Source organism: Megasphaera hominis, from assembly GCF_014269395.1.
Taxonomy (GTDB): Bacteria; Bacillota; Negativicutes; order Veillonellales; family Megasphaeraceae; genus Megasphaera; species Megasphaera hominis.
Window position 1 is genome coordinate 19,055 of the sequence record NZ_JACOGK010000017.1, and the last position, 15,963, is coordinate 35,017.

The following is a 15,963-nucleotide window of genomic DNA, read 5'->3' on the forward strand; positions in this document are numbered from 1 at the left end:
AGGAGAAAACGCGATGAGACCTTTTGTACATCTGCATGTACATACACAATATAGTCTCTTTGACGGCATGTGCCGCATACCGGAAATGGTAAGCCGGGCCAAAGAGCTGAACATGCCGGCTGTTGCCATTACGGACCATGGCAACATGTACGGCGTCATCCATTTATATAAAGAAGCCGAAAAGCAGGGCATCAAGCCCATCCTGGGCTGTGAAGTCTATATGACACGGGGCAGCCGTTTTGAGCAGAAAACGAAGGAACGGCTCTGCCACCTGATTTTGCTGGCTAAAAATACGGAAGGCTACCATAACCTGGTGAAGATTGTTTCCAAGGGGTTTACGGACGGCGAGAACAATTACCATAAGCCCCGCGTCGATTATGATCTCCTGGAACAATATCATGAAGGCCTGATTGCCCTAAGTGCCTGCATTGAAGGCCATATGCAGCAGGATATTATTAACCATAACGAAGCCGGTGCACTGCGCACGTTAAAGGAATTAACACGCATTTTTGGCCAGGACGATTTCTATTTGGAAGTGCAAAACCATGGCCTGCCGGAAGAAGCATTGGTCCGTCAGGTCTTTAAACGCTGGTCCCAGGAGTATGATCTTAAACTGGTAGCAACGAATGACTACCATTATATTCATCGCAGCGATGCTGCAGCCCAGGAAGTAAAGCTCTGTATTTCTACGGGTTCGACCTTGGATGACCCAAGTCATTTCCGCTTTTCTAATGATGAGTTTTACATGAAAAGCGGCGACGAAATGGCAGCCCTCTTTCCCGATATGCCGGAAGCTCTCGATACGACGCTGGAAATTGCCGACAAGTGTGATGTCAAGATTTCCTTTGACGAACGGCATTTGCCCCAGTTTCCCGTACCGCCTGGTGAAACGGATGAAACCTACCTGCGCAAGCTTTGTGAAGAAGCACTGCCTAAGCGCTACCATCCCATTACGGACGAAGTACGCCAGCGCCTGGACTATGAATTGGGAGTCATCAATCAGATGGGCTTTCCGTCGTACTTCCTCATTGTTTGGGATTACGTCAAATTTGCCCGCGACCATGATATTCCCGTAGGTCCGGGCCGTGGCTCTGCAGCCGGCTCAGTCGTGGCCTATCTCTTAGGCATTACCGGCCTGGACCCGCTCAAGTATAACCTGCTTTTTGAACGCTTCCTGAACCCGGAACGGGTGACCATGCCGGATATTGATATGGATTTTTGCTACGAAAACCGCAGCCGTGTCATTGACTACGTAACGCGTAAATATGGCGCCGATCATGTGGCCCAGATCATTACCTTTGGTACCCTGGCCGCCCGGGCCGTCTTGCGCGATGTAGGCCGCGTCCTGGACATACCCTTGAACGAAGTAAACCGCATCCTGAAACTGGTGCCCAATGAACTGGGGATTACCCTCGACAAGGCCCTGGCGGAAAGCAAGGAATTCCGTCAGGAATACGAAGAGAATGAATTGGTACACCGCCTCGTTGAGTATGGCAAGGTTCTCGAGGGACTGCCACGTCATTCGTCAACACATGCTGCGGGCGTTGTCATTTCTGCTGCGCCTGTCGATGACTATGTACCTGTCCAGTATTCAAAAGAAGGCTATTTGACGACGCAGTTCGATAAGGACCTGGTCGAAGAGCTGGGCCTCTTAAAAATGGACTTTCTGGGCTTGCGCACGCTCACCGTCATGGGTGATGCAGTAAAGCTCATCAAAGCCAACCGGGGCATCGATTTGGATATCGATGCGATTCCCTTAGATGACCCTGCTACGGGAAAACTCCTTACAGAAGGCGATACGGCCGGTGTTTTTCAGATGGAATCCGATGGCATTACCAACCTCGTTAAGGAATTGGCACCTACCCATTTTGAAGATATGATACCGACCGTTGCTTTATACCGTCCGGGACCTCTGGGCAGCGGCATGGTAGAGGATTTCATCAAGGGCAGCCATGGGGAAAAAGAAGTCACGTACCTGCACCCGCTTTTAGAGCCCATTCTGAAAGATACGTACGGTGTCATCCTGTATCAGGAACAGGTTATGCAGATTGCCTCTGTCATGGGTGGTTTTTCCCTGGGAAAAGCTGATTTGCTGCGCCGGGCCATGGGCAAGAAGAAGGAATCGATCCTGATTGCCCAACGCCAGGATTTCCTGGAAGGAACGCGTAAAAATAACATTGATGACGAGATTGCCAATAAGGTTTTCGATCTCATGGTTTATTTCGCCGGCTATGGGTTTAATAAATCCCATTCTGCAGCCTATGCGTATATTGCCTGGCAGACGGCGTATTTAAAGGCGCACTTCCGGCCGGAGTTTATGGCGGCGACCATGACCAGTGTCATTAATGATATCAGTAAAATCAGTTACTATATCCAGGAATGTACGCGCCATGGCGTGAAGGTCCTGTCGCCTGATGTCAATGCCAGCGTCTATATGTTTTCTGTTCAAGGGGAAGACATCCGCTTCGGTCTCTCCGGCGTGAAAAGTGTCGGTGAAAATACGATCCATGAAATTGTGCGTCAGCGTGAAGCCGGCGGCCCGTATACGTCCCTGGCTGATTTTTGCGGCCGTGTCGATTTGCACGTCGTCAACCGGCGGGCTATCGAAAGCCTTATCAAATGCGGTGCTATGGATTCCTTTGGCAAACGGCGCTCACAGCTCATCGCTGTCCTCGACCAGGCCGTCAGTATGGGAGCGCTCCTGCAAAAAGAAGAGGCGTCAGGCCAGATGGGACTCTTCGATTTAGAAGATGAACCGTCTGTTGCCGAGCTTACGTACCCCGACGTTCCGGAATACCCTATTGAAATGCGCCTGGCCATGGAGAAGGAATATGACGGCTTTTATTTCTCCGGCCACCCCTTAAACGCCTATAAAGAGGCGCTGCAGCGTGTGACGCCTCTGTCTGTTTTCTTTGCCGAAGACCGGCAACAATACGATGGCAAAATTATTACCATTGGCGGCTTGATCACTGGCCGGCGGCAGGTGATGACAAAACGGCATGACGCCATGGCGATTCTCACGGTAGAGGATTATACCCATTCGCTGACAGTCGTCTTATTTCCCAAGACCTATGCCCGCTATGCGGCTGTAGCAGCTGTTGATGCAGCTGTGTGCATCCGTGGCCGGGCTGATATTACGGATGATTCTGTCCAGCTCCTGGCCGAAGAAGTGACTCCCTTAGGACAAATGAAGGACCGTGCAGCCGGCCCGGTACGCCCTTCGGCAACCCAAATGCGACAGGGGATGGCAGCAGCTCCTGGGAGTGGCGCTGTGTGGCATGCAGGTATGGGGACAAAACTCTATATTAAAATTCCGGCTCATCTGGAACGGAGTAATCTGAGCACTACCATTGCCAGTGTGCTGGAACGCCATCACGGCGACGTGAAGGTCTATTTCCACCTCATGGGCAGCCGGCGTACAATTCTTACCAATGAGTGCTATTGGGTGACGACAGATGAAGCACTGCACCAGGAGCTGCAGGCTCTCCTGGAGCCCCATTCGCTGGTTATCAAGTAACGTAAAGAAAATGCGTCCGCCGAGGCGGGCGCATTGTTTTAGGCTGATTTTTCTTCGCTTCCTTCAGGAATGATACGGGCTAAGACGACGTGCAGGCGTTTATTATACTTTTGCATGGACGCGTCGATTTCTTTCCGGATCCGGATGCAGTTTTCTTCCGTATATTCTTCAGGGGGGATGTGCAGATCACAAATTATATTGGGATGAATGGAACCGGCTGTAAACCGCAGATTGTCCGTATGATACTGGGGATATTCGTTTTGAATCATTTTATCTAACAGCTGGCGCATGTCGTTGACGATTACCGGATCCATACAGAGTGGATCCATATGGACGTTGATATTGATTTGAAAATTTCGTTTTAACTGGTCTTCCAGCTCGTCGATTGCCGAGTGGACTTCGACAATATCCGACGTAGAAGGTACTTCGACATGAATGGAAGCATACGTACGGCCTGGCCCGTAATCGTGTATTTTCAGGTCGTGTACGCCTAGTACATAGGGACAGCGAAGGGCACAGGCCGTAATGTCTTCAACGAGTTTAGGGTCCGGTGCCTGGCCGAGAAGAATATTGACGACATTTTTAGCCAGCTTGATACCGGAATAGAAGATCAGCACGCCAATAGCTGTGCCGGCTGCGGCATCGATAGGCAGCGTCGTGTATTGCTGGGCCAGCGTAGCAATCAGTACCCCCGTCGTTGCGATAGCGTCGTTAATACTGTCCGAAGCAGTAGCCTCATTGACACTGGAGTGGATCTGTTTGGCTATATAGCGGTTATACAGGCACATCCAGAACTTGACGATAATCGAGGCGACGAGAATAGCCATGCCCCAAAGGGAAAAATCAAGCGTTTCCGGTTCAAAAAACTTCCGGACCGATGCTTCGCAAAGCTTAAAGCCGACGATGAGGATAAGAATGGCGATGGTCAGGGAGGCAAGATATTCAAAGCGTCCGTGTCCGAAGGGATGGTCTTCGTCAGGCGGCCTGTTGCTGAGCTTGGCACTGATGATCGTAATAAAGGACGACCCCATGTCACTTAAGTTATTGAAGGCATCCGAAATAATGGCAATGCTATTGCTGGCCAGGCCGACGAGCAATTTGCCTATAAAAAGAAACAGATTACAGATAATGCCGACGATGCCGCCGACGATACTGTATTGTTCCCGTACTTTTTTATCTGTTGTATCCTCGTAATTGCGGACACAATGGTGTATGATATATTCAATCATAATCAGTCGCCTCTCTTTTTTGCATCGCCTCTATTATAACATGTTGCAGAAGGAAGGAACAGGCGAAAAGGCAAAGAAAGGCCGCTGGAGAGAGGAGAAAAATCCATAGGAAATTTAGATTTTTCTTGCAATTCCATACCTCCTATGATATACTATCCTAGCATAGGTTGTGTATGATAGATGAGGAGAGGTGTAAATCGTGAAAGAAGGAATTCATCCGAACTACGGTGTAGCTAAAGTTACCTGCGCTTGTGGCAATACATTCGAAACTGGTTCTACAAAATCGGAACTGCATGTTGAAATTTGCTCTAAATGCCATCCGTTCTATACGGGTCAGCAGCGTGCTCAGCAGGCTCGTGGCCGTATTGAACAGTTCAATAAACGTTATGGTAAAAAAGCTAGTAAATAAGCAGTACAAGTGTGCAGCAGAGCAGAAATGCTCTGCTCTCTTTGTATATATAGGAAAGGGGTGTGCCTTATGAGCAAGCCAACTACGTATGTAGGCGGACAGGCCGTCATTGAAGGCGTTATGATGCGCGGCCCGAAATACATTGCGACAGCTGTACGGACTCCGGTCGGTGACATTACCGTAAAAAAGGATGAAGTACATTCTCTGTCAGACCGGTACCCGGTTTTAAAAAGGCCCTTGCTGCGTGGCACCATCGCCTTATATGAGTCCCTGGTATATGGCATGAAATGCCTGTCCTATTCGGCCCAGGCTGCCGGTGAAGAAGATGAAGAATTAACAAAGCCGCAGATGATGGCAACGATGGCTTTTTCCATTGCCCTGGCCATCATCGTCTTTCTTTTGATTCCTACATATGGTGCCAAATTTGTACCCGGTGTAGCAGACAGTACGATGGGACTGAATATCGTCGAAGGCGTGCTGCGTCTGCTTATTTTTCTCTTATATATATGGGGGATTTCGCTGACGAGTGATATAAAGCGCGTCTTTGAATATCACGGTGCAGAACATAAGACCATTTGGACCTATGAGTCCGGGGAAGAGCTGACAGTGGAAAATGTGCGTAAGCACAGCCGGCTTCATCCGCGCTGTGGCACAAACTTCTTATTGATCGTCATGTTTGTGTCGATTTTTGTCTTTGCCTTCCTGGGCTGGCCGAATCTCTTTGAACGTGTTCTTTCCCGGGTGTTGCTCATGCCTGTCGTAGCCGGTATCAGCTACGAAATGATCCGTCTCGCTGCGCGGACAAGAAGTCCGCTCGTACAGACCCTGTTCAAGCCGGGTTTGTATCTTCAGTATTTGACGACGCGGGAACCGCATGATGATCAGATTGAAGTAGCTATTGAAGCACTCAATGCGGCAAAGCCGGAAGACGTGAATGATCAGGCACAGACGTGTACTGTAGAGATTATTGCCCAAGAAACTGCTCCGGCAGCTTCTAAGGTACAAGATGCTGTAACATCCGGAACGGAGTCTGCGTAATCGCAGACTCCGTTTCCTAGAGAAAGAGAGGAATTTACGTGTTTATAGATAAAGTGCAGGCTGTAGAAAATAAATTTATGGATTTGGAGCAGCGCATTAGCGACCCGGCTGTCATTGCCCGTCAGGACGAGTGGCAGAAGCTGACACGGGAACATGCGTCCTTATCGCCTATTGTCGAAACATACCGGAAATATAAGGATGTAAGCGAACAGATTGCAGGCGACCGGGACTTGTTGAAAGACCCTGACAGTGATGCGGAAATTATCGCCATGGCCAAGGAAGAACTGGCAGACCTGGAAAAGGAACAGGCGTCCCTCGAAGAAGAACTCCATATCCTCATGCTGCCTAAGGATCCGCGGGATGACAAAAATGTCATTATGGAAATCCGCAGCGGTGCCGGCGGCGATGAAGCAGCTCTCTTTGCAGGGGATCTCTTCCGCATGTACATGAAATATATTGAAAAGCAGCCTGGCTGGAAGGCCAGTATTATCAGCTCCAATGAACCGGAACTGGGAGGCTTTAAGGAAGTCATTTTTTCTGTCGAAGGGCATAATGTCTATGGCAAGCTCAAATACGAATCGGGCGTACACCGTGTGCAGCGCGTGCCCGTGACAGAAGCCGGCGGCCGTATCCATACGTCTACAGCGACGGTGGCTGTGCTGCCGGAAGCAGAAGATGTAGAAGTCAACCTGAACATGGATGATGTGCGCGTCGACTATTTCCGTTCCAGCGGTGCCGGCGGCCAGCACGTCAATAAGACCAGTTCAGCCGTGCGTATGACCCATATGCCTACAGGTATTGTCGTCGAATGCCAGGATGAACGGTCTCAGCTGGAAAACAGAGCGAAAGCTATGCGCGTCCTCAAAGCCCGTCTCATGGATAAGGCCCAACAGGAAGCCGATGCAGAAATTACAGAAGCCCGGCGCAGCCAGGTCGGTACAGGTGACCGCAGCGAACGTATCCGGACGTATAATTTCCCGCAAGGCCGGGTAACCGATCACCGCATCAATCTGACGCTGTACAAACTGGAAAGCGTCTTAAATGGCGACTTAGATGACTTTATTCAGGCTCTGGCAGAAACGCGGCGGACAGAACTGATGAAAGAAGAAAACGAAAATGAGTAATATGTGGACCATTGGTTCTATCCTTACGTGGACGACACAGTATTTTTCCGGCAAGGGTATTGATTCAGCCCGGCTGGACGCGGAAATTCTTCTCTCCCATGTACTCCAAAAGGAACGGATTTACTTATATGCTCATTATGACGAACCTCTGAACGGACCGGAACTGGCTGCCTATCGGGAATTGGTCAAAAAGCGGGCCAGCCGCTTATCGGTAGCACACATCCTGGGGCAGCGCTCTTTCATGGGCTTTGATTTTACTATCAACCGGCACGTTCTCGTGCCACGGCCGGAAACAGAAATGCTCGTCGAAACCGTTATGGAGGACGTCCCCACTGACGGTACAGCTTCCTTTCTCGATCTGGGAACGGGCAGCGGGGCCATCGTACTCAGCCTCCTGGCCTTGCGGCCACACTGTACCGGTACGGGCGTGGATATTTCTGCAGATGCCCTGGCTGTAGCCAGGGAAAATGGAGAAAAGCTGGGCCTGACCGAACGCGTGACATGGCTGGAAAGCGACTTGTTTGCCGCTGTGCCTCCGGCTTCGTACGACTGGATCCTGTCTAACCCGCCTTATTTGACAAAAGAGGATATGCAGCACCTGGAACCGGAAGTTCGCTACGATCCGCCACAGGCCCTCTTTGGCGGCGACGATGGGCTGGAACTGTACAGGCGTATTGCTGCGGGAGCTGCGGCATATCTGAAAGAGAATGGCTGTTGCGCTGTCGAAGCCGGTGCCGGCCAAAGCCAGGCTATTGCCCGGATTTTTACGGAAACAGGAGCGTTTACTCTGAAAAAAATTGTTAAGGACTACGGCGGCATCGAGCGGGTCGTAGTCTGCCAACGAAAAGAGTGTTGATAAATGAAACAAACAAAGATTGTCCGCATTACAGATGTAGAAAAAGATAAGGCCCTTTTAGAAGAAGCCGGCCGGATTATTCGCGACGGCGGCATCGTCGTTTTTCCGACAGAAACGGTATATGGTATTGGTGCTAACGGTCTTGATCCGGACTGCTGCCGTAGTATTTATGAAGCCAAAGGCCGGCCTAGCGATAATCCTCTTATCCTGACTGTGCCGGATCAGGCTGGAGCAAAAAAAATTGCTGCCTCTGTTTCACCGACAGCACAGAAATTGCTGGATACCTTTTGGCCTGGCCCCTTGACCATCATTTTTCCGCGAAAGGCTTGTGTCCCTGATGCGGCTACAGGCGGCCTGGATACGGTGGCAGTCCGTTGTCCTGATCATGCTATTGCCCATGCCTTCCTACAGGCTGCCGGCGTTCCTGTGGCAGCTCCCAGTGCGAATCTGTCCGGACGGCCCAGCCCGACTACGGCAGAGGAAGTCGCTCATGATATGAACGGCCGCGTCGATATGATTATCGATGGCGGTCCTTGCCATATTGGTGTCGAATCGACAATTGTCGAATGCAATGACGATGGCGGTGTCACTATTTTGCGTCCCGGTGGCGTTACGCTGGATATGCTGCAAGCCGTAGTAGGCGAAGTACACATCGACCCGAACATGGTAACCGGAAAAGGCGTACCCAAGGCACCGGGCATGAAATACCGGCATTATGCGCCTGCGGCTCCGATGACCGTATATGTAGGTTCTGTTGCTGCTGTGCAGCAGGCCATGAAAGAACAATACGAAGCTCTGACGGCAGCAGGGAAGAAAGTAGGCTTTCTGGTTAGCCGGGAAGTGGGAGAGATTTTTCCACACGATGCCATGTATATTTGGGGCAGCCATGATGATAAGGCCTCTCTGGCCAGCCAGCTTTATACGGGTCTGCTCAATTTTGATGCCGTTCAGGTTGATTATATTCTCGCCGAAGGCACAGATGAAGACGGATTGGGCATGGCCATTATGAACCGGATGAAAAAATCGGCCGGTGGCGATGTACGTCACGTGCAGGGATAATAAGATTACTTTATTTTTTCCTCGCAGGAGAGTATAATATTATCGGATTTGTATGTTGCGTATCATTTTATGATTTGCCCAACGTATATAAGGAGGAATTGACAATTATGAAATTAGTAATCGGCTGTGACCACGGTGGCTTCGACTTGAAGGAAAACATTAAGCAGTACTTGGATGAACAAGGCATTGCTTATACCGATTATGGTACGCTGACACCGGAACGGTGTGACTATCCGGTTATTGCGAAGAAAGTGGCAGAAGCTGTTGCAGATGGTACCTTCGACCGGGGCATTCTCATTTGTGGTACCGGCATCGGCATTGGCATTGCGGCCAATAAGGTGCATGGCATCCGGGCAGCCCTTTGCCATGACATGTTTTCGGCTGAATACTGCCGTCGTCATAACGATGCCAACATTCTCACCATGGGCGGCCGCGTCATTGGACCGGGCCTGGCCAGAGAAATTGTCCGTATCTTCTTGAATACAGGGTTTGATGGCGGCCGTCACGAAGTGCGCGTCAATATGATCAAGGAAATGGATAAATAAGCAATCAGTCAGCAGAGAAAGGAATTAATCGCCATGCAGGTACAAGTAATGAATCACCCGCTTATACAGCACAAAGTAACGCTCATGCGGAAGAAAGAAACAGGTTCTAAGGATTTTCGTCAGCTTTTGGAAGAAATTACCATGCTCATGGGCTATGAAATCACCCGGGACCTTCCCTTGGAAGATGTAGAAATTGAAACGCCTATGCAGAAAATGACGGGCAAGCAGATCAGTGGTAAAAAACTGGTCATCGTCCCCATCCTGCGTGCCGGACTGGGGATGGTTCAGGGTATGCTCAACCTGATTCCGACAGCAAAGGTTGGCCATATCGGTTTATACCGTGACCCGGAAACGAAGAAGCCTGTAGAATACTATTGCAAGATGCCCGATATCGACGGTCGTGATTTTATTATTGTCGACCCTATGCTGGCTACAGGTGGCAGTGCAGCTGCTGCCATTACGCTCCTCAAGCAGCGCGGCATTAAGAATATCAAGTTCATGTGTCTCGTCGCAGCTCCCGAAGGCGTACAGTGCCTGAACCGTGAACATCCGGATGTTAAAATTTATACGGCAGCCCTGGATGATAAACTGAATGAAAACTGCTATATCCTGCCTGGCCTTGGCGATGCAGGGGACCGTATTTTCGGTACGAAATAAAAAGACAATAAAAATCCGGACTCTCCCAGGAGAATCCGGATTTTTTCATTAATGGGGCAGGCACGGCCACGGAGGCAATCTGTTCGGGAACGTAGGGCGTTTCCTGATAGACCAGGTTGAGCCAGTTATGGTAGAAGATATGGGCATAGCTGCACCAAATGAAATTAGGCGTGTTGCGGTCGTCGTTGCCGGGGTAATAATTTTCCGGCGGAGCAATGGGCAGCCCCTTATTTTTATCGCGGAAGTATTCCTTCGCCAGCGTATCCCGGTCGTACTCAAAATGACCGAGAATGAAGAAACGGCGGTGATCAGGTGTGCCGATGATGTTGATGCCGTTGTGGACGTTGCGGGAAAGGATATCCAGTCCTGGTGTATTATAGACGGCAATATCGTCGATGGCTGTATGGCGGGACTGGGGGATGAAATAACGGTCGTCAAAACCGCGCAAGAGGGGATGGTTGCGTACGGTCAGCTGATATTCATAAATGCCAAAAAGCTTGGCCGGTAACAGCCGCTTTTCAATATTGTAGAAATGATATAATGCAGCTTGGGCGCCCCAGCAGAAAGAGAGCAGGGAGAAGACGTGGGTCTTAGACCATTCCAGGTATTGCAGCAGTTCATCCCAATAATCTACATCCGTAAAATCCAGCGTTTCTACCGGTGAGCCTGTAATGATCATGCCATCGTAATAGGAATCCTTGATTTCATCAAAGGTATAGTAGTTTTCTTCCAGATACGACGAGTCCGTATTGGCGCTGACGTGGGTAACGGTATGACAGAAGTCGACTTCGACCTGCAGCGGTGAGTCGCCTAAGAGACGCAGGTATTGTAATTCGGTAATCTTTTTTAAGGGCATCAGGTTCAAGATAAGAATACGCAAGGGCCGGATATCCTGGTGAATGGCTCTGCCTCTATCGATCGTAGAAATTCCTTCTTGTTGTAATTTTTCTTTTGCGGACAAACCGTCAATGATTTTGATAGGCATGAAATATTCTCCTCTTTTCTAAACTATAACAGGGAAAACCAGATAAAATTTGACGTTTGCAGACAATAAAAAAAGCTCCCTGTCCCACATGGGACGGAAGCACCGTGATACCACCCAACTTTACCATTGCCTCGCGGCAACAGCCTCTGCAGGTACGCTGGCCTGAGCCATTAATACCTTGGCACTGTAACGGGTGCACCCGGACGGTCTGACTATTCGACACGCCTGCTCGGAGTCCATCTTCAGCAACATTTCCTGCGCATCCTTTCACCAGCATGGATGCTCTCTGTGTCATTTCCTGTTGCGTACTCTTCTCGTTTTAGCAATACTATCAAATTATTTCCATAATCTTATCATGGAAACAAGCTCTTGTCAAATATAAGAAAAGGAGTAGCAGCGCAGCAATTGTTGCCAACGGGCATAGGCTGCATGTGAGGAAAGTATAACGAAGAGAAAAAAATCCTTGACAAATAGCAGTCAGATGGATAGAATATATAGGTAAGCTTTTCACTTGGACTCCACTAGCCCCGGAGAAAAAGAACCTAAAGCTTAGGTTTAGTCAGTATTCAGGGAGGATTGTACAGCATGAAAACTACATTTATGGCTAACGCTGGCAACATCGAACGTAAATGGTATGTTGTTGACGCTGAAGGCCAGACATTAGGTCGTCTTGCTGCCGAAGTCGCAAAAGTTCTTCGGGGAAAAAATAAACCGACGTTTACCCCGCATGTAGATACAGGCGATTATGTAATCGTTATCAACGCAGCAAAAGTCAAACTCACAGGTAAGAAACTCATTCAGAAAACGTATTTCCACCATTCCGGTTATCCCGGTGGTTCCAAATTCACACAGGCCGGACATATGCTTGAAAAACGTCCGGAACGCGTTGTTGAAATGGCCGTTCGCGGTATGTTGCCGAAGAACAAACTCGGTGAACAGATGTATCGCAAACTGAATGTATATGCAGGTGCTGAACATCCGCATCAGGCACAGCAGCCAGAAGCATTAGAATTGGACATTCGTTAATCGTACCGGGAGGAAGATTTCATGGCAGTAGCACAGTACTACGGCACTGGCCGTAGAAAAACATCCGTTGCCAGAGTTCGTCTGGTTCCGGGTCAGGGCAAGATCATCGTTAACAAAAAAGAATTAACAGAATATTTCGGCCGTAAAACGCTGGAACTGGTTATTAAACAGCCGCTCGTACTGACTGGTGTAACAGAACAGTATGACGTAGTCGCCGATGTAAAAGGTGGCGGTCCGTCCGGCCAGGCCGGCGCTATCCGTCACGGCATTAGCCGCGCCCTTTTGGAAGTGGATGCTGATTTCCGTCAGCCCCTGAAAAAAGCCGGTCTCCTTACACGTGACCCGCGTGAAAAAGAACGCCGTAAATACGGTCTCAAAAAAGCCCGTAAGGCTTCTCAGTTCAGCAAGCGCTGATTATTTTGCCAAAAACACTGCATGTCCTATGGACAGGCAGTGTTTTTTTTACGTATACAAAAAGAGGAAGACTGTGTTATGTCTTCCCCTTTTCAGGTATGAATCTATTATTTTACTTTTTCGACGAGGATTGCAATGATGTCGCGCATTGGGGCTGTGTCTTCTAAGAACGTAAAGGTGACACAATCCATACCCGGAATCCAGACTTTGATTTCCGTATCCATATCTTTATTCAGACTTACTTCAGCCGAATACGCGGAGATGCTGCTGTAGGGAATGCACAGGCCGGCCTTGTGTTTGGCCGTATAGGCTTCAATACGGATGGCGATAATCTTTTCATCTGTAAAGACAAGAACATTGCGCTGGGACATGAATTCCATGAGGACCCGTTCGTTTTTGCCAAGCAGTTTATCATACAGGTCATGTTTAAAGCCGATTTCATTCTTTTCAGAGAGCATAATTTTTCTTTCATCTTTGTCGTTAAACATAGACATACCTCCTTATGATGAAAAAGCATCTTTTGATTTTCTCATAGCGTATCCGTATGAGAGGTGAGTATTTTCTTTATTCTAATATATAGTATAATATACTTGTTATCAAATGGGAAAGACTTTTGCTTATAATAATGGGCAAAATGTTTTAAAAAGGGGGTTTTTGTGATGAGCAAATACTATATTGCAAGTTGTGTCTTTACGTGGCATTATCCGCAGCTTAGCCAGCGCGCCCAGGCCTATGCAGAAAAACAGGGGCTCACAGTAGTACGCTGCTGCGTGCCGAAATATAAACTGGAACATTTTACAGGCCATATGCCGGCAGCGTACCAGGATACATGGGCTGCTTTGCCTGATAGCGGTGATTTTGCAGCGGGAGATACGGTCTATACCCTTTGCCATAACTGTTCTGCCATTATCGAAGAAACCAAGCCGGGTGTAACCGTCAAATCTCTTTGGGAGCTCATGGATGAAGATCCGGATTTCTCCTATCCTGATTTTACGGGCCACACGATGATCCTGCAGGATTGCTGGCGCGCCTTTGACCGCACGGCAGAACAGGATGCAGTACGCTCGTTGCTGAAAAAAATGAAGATTACTGTAGTAGAGCAGGAAGAACGCCGGGAAAAGACTGATTTTTGTGGTGTTTCCACGCTCCGGCCGGCACCACCGCGCAATTTGAAGCTGGCACCACAGCGTTTTGTACACAATGCTAATGTGCAGGGGAAATTTGAAGATTGCACGCCTGAAGAACAGAAACGCCGCATGACTGAATATTGTCATCGCTTTAACGGCAAGGAAGTCGTTTCCTACTGTCATTATTGTATGGAAGGCCTTCTCCTGGGCGGTGCCCGGGCGAAACATTTGGCAGAACTGGCGTTTAATCAATTTGAAACATATCGGAAATAGGAGGGAGTTCCATGGCAAATCTGTATCCGTTTCACGGCCATTCGCCGCAAATTGATCCGGGAGCCTTTGTGGCAGATACGGCAACGATTGTCGGCGATGTAACCATAAAAAAAGGGGCCAATATCTGGCCCGGCGTCGTCATACGGGCTGATGAAAGTCCTATTGTTATCGGCGAGGGCGTTAATATTCAGGATAATACTGTCTTGCATACAGATCCCGGTTCGCCCATGATTTTAGATGATTATTGCATGATCGGACATAAAGCGATTATCCATGGCCGGCATATCGGTTCGGGTACGCTGATCGGCATGGGTGTCATTCTCATGGGCGAAACTGATATTGGCGACAGCTGCCTCATCGGCGCCGGTACGATGATCACGCAAAACAAGGTCATTCCGCCGCGGTCCCTGGTCTACGGCACGCCCTTCCGTATCGTGCGTAGCCTGGAAGAAGAAGAAATCAAGAACATCCATGAAGATATCATGGGGTATTACCGGCTGGGCCAGGAATATAAAGCCCTGCAGGACGAACGGAACCGGGGAAAATAAGGAGGAATCTGCCATGTTCATGTATGAAATGCCGACACGGCTTTATTTTGGTAAAGACTGCATTGCCCAATCGGGGCAGGAACTATGCCGTTTAGGAAAAAAGGCGCTGCTCGTTACAGGCCGTCATTCGGCTAAGATCAACGGTTCCCAGAAGGCAATGACTGAGCATCTCGAAACGTTGGGAATTGCCTGGGTTTTATTCGATGAAGTAGAAAATAATCCTTCCATTGAAACGGTCCGCAAGGCAGCGGCGCTCGGCAAAGCAGAAGGCGTCGATTTCGTCATCGGCATCGGCGGCGGCTCGCCTATGGATGCGGCGAAGGTCATTGCCCTCTTGTGCACGAATGAGCTCGATGATGCAGCCCTCTTTACAGGGCCGTATGTCCGCCCCTTACCGATCGTGACTGTACCGACGACGTCCGGCACGGGCAGTGAAGTAACGAAGGTGGGCGTTTTGACCAATCCGCATATTGGCACGAAGCAATCTGTCAATACGCCGCTTATATTCCCGGCTGTATCCTTTGCCGACCCGGCCTTTACAGAAAGCGTAAACCCTGTCGTCACAGTAGATACGGCAATCGATGCCTTATCACATGCCATTGAAGGCTATATGTCAAAAAAAGCAACGCCTATGAGTGATGTCTGGGCGGAAGAAGCGATGCGCTTCTTGGGCGTCCATTTGACAGAATTGGATGGGGCGTCCCTGTCCTATGCCGTACGGGAAGATTTGATGTATGGTGCCGTCTTGGCCGGTATGGTCATTGCCCAAACCGGGACGACGCTGGTACATGGTATGGGCTATCAGCTGACCTATTATAAGGGCCTGACCCACGGACGGGCCAATGGTATCCTTTTACCGCATTACATGTCGCTCATGGAAGAAACCATGGCAGACAAGGTGGAAAAGGTATGGGAAATTCTGGGGCTTTCGGGCCTCGCTGATTTTACGGCGTGTATTAAGAATCTCATGCCCGATACGGTATGCTTGACCGACGCGGAACTTGCCGAATATACGGCACTTACTATGCCTATGGGTGCCGTGACCAGTACGGCCTATGACGTAACAGAGGCCGTTGTAAAAGAGATGTACCAGTCCTTAGAACACTAATTACATAGCTTTTTTATTATAACCAGGTGCTAGTATCTATGCACCTGG

Annotated in this window: 17 protein-coding genes; 13 read left to right on the top strand and 4 right to left on the bottom strand. The window is 49.3% G+C overall.

Going from position 1 to position 15,963, the window contains the following annotated elements:
- The first annotated feature begins 13 nt into the window (after positions 1 to 13).
- On the top strand, positions 14 to 3,517 hold the full coding sequence (locus tag H8J70_RS06760; RefSeq protein WP_186503103.1) for a DNA polymerase III subunit alpha: 3,504 nt from the start codon (positions 14 to 16) through the stop codon (positions 3,515 to 3,517).
- 38 nt (positions 3,518 to 3,555) lie between these two features.
- Here the strand turns inward: H8J70_RS06760 and H8J70_RS06765 are convergent, their stop codons facing one another.
- Both H8J70_RS06765 and H8J70_RS12705 read right to left on the bottom strand, forming a co-directional pair.
- Positions 3,556 to 4,746, bottom strand: coding sequence for a cation diffusion facilitator family transporter (locus tag H8J70_RS06765; protein WP_186503104.1), 1,191 nt, complete (start codon positions 4,744 to 4,746; stop codon positions 3,556 to 3,558).
- A gap of 2 nt (positions 4,747 to 4,748) precedes the next feature.
- Positions 4,749 to 4,883: a hypothetical protein gene (locus H8J70_RS12705; protein WP_281386273.1), complete on the bottom strand. Its 135-nt coding sequence runs from the start codon at positions 4,881 to 4,883 to the stop codon at positions 4,749 to 4,751.
- A 62-nt stretch (positions 4,884 to 4,945) separates the two neighbouring features.
- On the opposite strand from H8J70_RS12705, the gene rpmE reads away from it, so the two are divergent.
- From rpmE to upp, 7 genes are all read left to right on the top strand, one after another.
- A complete protein-coding gene (gene rpmE / locus H8J70_RS06770; RefSeq protein ID WP_186503105.1) occupies positions 4,946 to 5,155 on the top strand; it encodes a 50S ribosomal protein L31 in 210 nt (69 codons plus the stop codon).
- Between the two features lie 69 nt (positions 5,156 to 5,224).
- On the top strand, positions 5,225 to 6,193 hold the full coding sequence (locus tag H8J70_RS06775) for a DUF1385 domain-containing protein (protein ID WP_186503106.1): 969 nt from the start codon (positions 5,225 to 5,227) through the stop codon (positions 6,191 to 6,193).
- A 38-nt stretch (positions 6,194 to 6,231) separates the two neighbouring features.
- Positions 6,232 to 7,317 carry a peptide chain release factor 1 gene (prfA, locus tag H8J70_RS06780; RefSeq protein WP_186503107.1) on the top strand — a complete coding sequence of 362 codons (1,086 nt, stop codon included), beginning with the start codon at positions 6,232 to 6,234 and terminating at the stop codon, positions 7,315 to 7,317.
- Positions 7,310 to 8,173, top strand: coding sequence for a peptide chain release factor N(5)-glutamine methyltransferase (gene prmC, locus H8J70_RS06785; RefSeq protein WP_186503108.1), 864 nt, complete (start codon positions 7,310 to 7,312; stop codon positions 8,171 to 8,173). Before prfA ends, prmC begins: the two co-directional genes overlap by 8 nt.
- A gap of 3 nt (positions 8,174 to 8,176) precedes the next feature.
- Positions 8,177 to 9,232, top strand: a complete 1,056-nt coding sequence (locus H8J70_RS06790; RefSeq protein ID WP_186503109.1) for an L-threonylcarbamoyladenylate synthase — start codon at positions 8,177 to 8,179, stop codon at positions 9,230 to 9,232.
- Between the two features lie 107 nt (positions 9,233 to 9,339).
- Positions 9,340 to 9,777 (top strand): ribose 5-phosphate isomerase B, encoded by a 438-nt coding sequence (rpiB, locus tag H8J70_RS06795; RefSeq protein ID WP_186503110.1) that lies wholly within the window; start codon positions 9,340 to 9,342, stop codon positions 9,775 to 9,777.
- A 33-nt stretch (positions 9,778 to 9,810) separates the two neighbouring features.
- Entirely contained in the window at positions 9,811 to 10,434 is a 624-nt protein-coding gene (upp, locus tag H8J70_RS06800) for a uracil phosphoribosyltransferase (RefSeq protein ID WP_186503111.1), read from the top strand.
- Here the strand turns inward: upp and H8J70_RS06805 are convergent.
- Positions 10,334 to 11,419, bottom strand: coding sequence for a homoserine O-succinyltransferase (locus tag H8J70_RS06805; RefSeq protein WP_186503112.1), 1,086 nt, complete (start codon positions 11,417 to 11,419; stop codon positions 10,334 to 10,336). The genes upp and H8J70_RS06805 overlap by 101 nt on opposite strands.
- Before the next feature lie 585 nt (positions 11,420 to 12,004).
- Between H8J70_RS06805 and rplM the strand changes: the two genes are divergently transcribed.
- Both rplM and rpsI read left to right on the top strand, forming a co-directional pair.
- On the top strand, positions 12,005 to 12,445 hold the full coding sequence (gene rplM, locus H8J70_RS06810) for a 50S ribosomal protein L13 (protein WP_186503113.1): 441 nt from the start codon (positions 12,005 to 12,007) through the stop codon (positions 12,443 to 12,445).
- Positions 12,446 to 12,466: 21 nt separating this feature from the next.
- The gene (gene rpsI, locus H8J70_RS06815) at positions 12,467 to 12,859 is read left to right on the top strand and encodes a 30S ribosomal protein S9 (RefSeq protein WP_186503114.1); all 393 of its coding nucleotides are present in this window, start codon (positions 12,467 to 12,469) and stop codon (positions 12,857 to 12,859) included.
- Positions 12,860 to 12,966: 107 nt separating this feature from the next.
- On the opposite strand, the gene H8J70_RS06820 is transcribed toward rpsI, so the two are convergent.
- The gene (locus H8J70_RS06820) at positions 12,967 to 13,347 is read right to left on the bottom strand and encodes a PH domain-containing protein (protein WP_186503115.1); all 381 of its coding nucleotides are present in this window, start codon (positions 13,345 to 13,347) and stop codon (positions 12,967 to 12,969) included.
- A 171-nt stretch (positions 13,348 to 13,518) separates the two neighbouring features.
- On the opposite strand from H8J70_RS06820, the gene H8J70_RS06825 reads away from it, so the two are divergent.
- From H8J70_RS06825 to H8J70_RS06835, 3 genes are read left to right on the top strand one after another with little or no spacing between them, the layout of a single operon-like run.
- Positions 13,519 to 14,259 (top strand): hypothetical protein, encoded by a 741-nt coding sequence (locus H8J70_RS06825; protein WP_186503116.1) that lies wholly within the window; start codon positions 13,519 to 13,521, stop codon positions 14,257 to 14,259.
- A gap of 11 nt (positions 14,260 to 14,270) precedes the next feature.
- Positions 14,271 to 14,807: a gamma carbonic anhydrase family protein gene (locus H8J70_RS06830; RefSeq protein ID WP_186503117.1), complete on the top strand. Its 537-nt coding sequence runs from the start codon at positions 14,271 to 14,273 to the stop codon at positions 14,805 to 14,807.
- 13 nt (positions 14,808 to 14,820) lie between these two features.
- Positions 14,821 to 15,915 (top strand): iron-containing alcohol dehydrogenase family protein, encoded by a 1,095-nt coding sequence (locus H8J70_RS06835; protein WP_186503118.1) that lies wholly within the window; start codon positions 14,821 to 14,823, stop codon positions 15,913 to 15,915.
- Positions 15,916 to 15,963 lie beyond the last annotated feature (48 nt).